At 70.1% G+C, this 2,502-nt stretch carries 3 protein-coding genes and 1 pseudogene; all 4 read right to left on the bottom strand.

What is annotated here, in order from left to right:
- Positions 1-58 precede the first annotated feature (58 nt).
- The gene (locus tag AB0H71_RS24980) at positions 59-562 is read right to left on the bottom strand and encodes an MSMEG_6728 family protein (protein WP_357025419.1); all 504 of its coding nucleotides are present in this window, start codon (positions 560-562) and stop codon (positions 59-61) included.
- Positions 563-601: 39 nt separating this feature from the next.
- Positions 602-938, bottom strand: a pseudogene (locus AB0H71_RS24975) (toxin-antitoxin system HicB family antitoxin).
- A gap of 53 nt (positions 939-991) precedes the next feature.
- On the bottom strand, positions 992-1,966 hold the full coding sequence (locus AB0H71_RS24970; protein WP_357025416.1) for a 2-oxoglutarate and iron-dependent oxygenase domain-containing protein: 975 nt from the start codon (positions 1,964-1,966) through the stop codon (positions 992-994).
- A gap of 60 nt (positions 1,967-2,026) precedes the next feature.
- A complete protein-coding gene (locus AB0H71_RS24965; RefSeq protein WP_357025413.1) occupies positions 2,027-2,497 on the bottom strand; it encodes a nitroreductase family deazaflavin-dependent oxidoreductase in 471 nt (156 codons plus the stop codon).
- Positions 2,498-2,502: the final 5 nt, after the last annotated feature.

Genomic DNA, 2,502 nt, shown 5'->3' with positions numbered 1-2,502 from the left:
GCTGCCCGCGGCCCCGTCTCGCGCGGGGCCGCGGGGATGCGAAGCGCGGGCGCTTCGACTACGGCTTCGCGCGGGCCGGCGCGCTCACCGGCACCCGGCGCGGCCGATCCGACCCCGGCCACACATACGGCAGATCATCCGGCACCTCCGGGAACCGCACCCGATAGAACTCCGGATCCTTCTGCACCAGCGCCGCCTGATGACTCCGGTGAAACGCCTCGTCCCCCAGCCACGGCGGCAACTCACCCGCGCGCTCCAACTCCGTCTGCGAGCGCGGCGCGACGATCCCCGTCCCCTCCGCCAGATCCCGCACCATCGTCGCCGCACAGCTATCCGCGTGCCCCAGTTCCACCCACACCGCACACACATCCAGCCCGTACCGGACCAGCGCCTCCTCGTACCCCGCCCACATGGCCGCCGCCGGATGATGCCGCCACCCGTACCCCGGCACCGTCAGCGCCCGCACCACCTGAATCCCCTCCACCCGCTGCTTCCCCAGCCGCTTCACATCCAGCACGCGAGCGGTCGCGGTGAAGTCGGGGTAGGGCAGAAATGTCTGCACCCCCAGCCCCTACCCGTTCTCCCCCCGCCCACTCATCTATCAGCTCGCCGCCAGCCGCTGCCCCGCCAGCTGATTGAGCGACACATTCATCTCCGCCGCCTCCCGCACCAGCCGCGCGTGCAGCTCCGCCGAGACCCGGACCATGAACTTCCCGCTGTACTTCCGCTCCGCCAGCGGCTGCGGCAACACCTCACCGTTCGCCAAAATCCGCCACGGTGTCCGAAACCAGGTCGCGGATGCCGGCCAGCGCCTCCTCCTGCGTACCGGCTAGCCACGAGAGCGAGGGCAGCTCCGCGCACAGGCCGACGAACTCGGCGTCTTCCGCGGACCACAGCACGCGGTAGGCGTAGTGGGTGTGATCAGGCAGCTCAGCCATGACAGTCACCGTCTTCCGATCCCAGCCGCAGCCCGCGATACCATACAGCGACGTCACGGCCGCTGAATCGGCTCGATTCCGTGGTGCCGCAGCGCCACATCCGGATGCGCCCGAACCCGCGACTTCCAAGCATTCGCCCCGTAGGTATCGAAGATCGGATTCCCCGGATCCGCCTCCACCCCGCGGGACAGCGCGGCCAGCTCCGGCGGAAGCGTGATCACCGGGATGCGAGTATCGAGCGCGGGATTCAGGAAGTACGGAATGGAGATCCGGTCGGCGCCGGGAGCGGGGGCGAGCACGCGGTGGCGGGTGGCGCGGAGGTATCCGCCGGTGGCGACTTCGAGCAGCTCACCGATGTTGACGATGAACGCCCCCGGCAGCGGATCGGCGCCGATCCAGCGCCCATCGGCCCCTTCGACCTGCAACCCGCGCGACCCGGGCTCGACGAGCAGCAGCGTCAGCACCCCGGAATCCTTGTGCGCCCCCACACCCTGCGGATTCTCGGCACTGCCCGGATAGCGCACCACCTTGATCAACGTGGCCGGTTCGCGAGCGAACGCGGCGTCGAAGTGCGATTCGGCGGCCCCGAGCGACACCGACCAGTGCCGCAGCAACCGCAACCCGACCTCGGCGAGCAGCGCGTCCCACCGCTCGAACGCGGGCCGGAAGGCGGGCAGCGCGGACGGCCACAGATTCGGCCCCTGCAACCGCAGATAACCGGAGGCGCCGGGAATCACCGCCCGCTCCGGCCCGATATCGACCTGCTCCCGCCAGTCCACCGCACCGTTCGTCAGCTCACCCCCGAGCCGCGAATACCCGCGGAACTGCGGACTCTTCAACTGGCTGATCTCGGCCTTCGCCGCATCAGGCAGTGCGAAGAACGCACGCGCCAGCGCGAGAATCCCGCTGATCTCCTCGTCCGGCACCCCGTGCCCGACCAGGTAGAAGAACCCGGGGGAGTGCGCGGCCTCGCGCAGGGCGGGGCGAAGCGTGGCCGGGTCGGCGGCGAGATCCAGCACGGGCAGCATCACTCCACCGTGCAGCGTGCCCGCGCCAAAGGCCAACCCCTCGGCTCGAGCCGAGCGAAATCAGGCCGGGCTGAGCAGCACGACCGGAATCCGCCGCTGCGTCCACGACTGATAGGTGTCGAAATCCGCATACGCCTCGACCAGCCGCGGCCACAACCGCTCCCGCTCGGCATCATCGGCGGCCCGCGCGACCACGGCCCTGCGCTCCGAGCCGATCTGCACGTGCGCCGCCGGATGCGCGAGCAGATTCAGGTACCACTGCGGATGGTCGGCCTTCCCGCCCTGCGACCCCACCACCACGATGTCGGCCCCGTCGGTGATGTAGAGCAGCGGTGCGGTGAAGGTCTTGCCGGAGCGGCGCCCGGTGTGCTCGAGCAGCAGCGTCGGCACCGGCTTGCGGAACCCCGCCCCCACCCGCCAGCTGCCGCCGACCTTGCCGTTGGTGCGGCGATAGATCCAGGCATTCGCCCGCGACCCGTATTTCATGACCGTCCCGACCAGGGCGGAGTCGAGCAGGCGGGGCTTGTCCATGAACG

Source organism: Nocardia sp. NPDC050697 (assembly GCF_040654395.1).
Taxonomy (GTDB): Bacteria; Actinomycetota; Actinomycetes; order Mycobacteriales; family Mycobacteriaceae; genus Nocardia.
The sequence above is the reverse complement of the archived record's forward strand: the minus strand, read 5'-3'. Positions and strand labels throughout refer to the sequence as shown.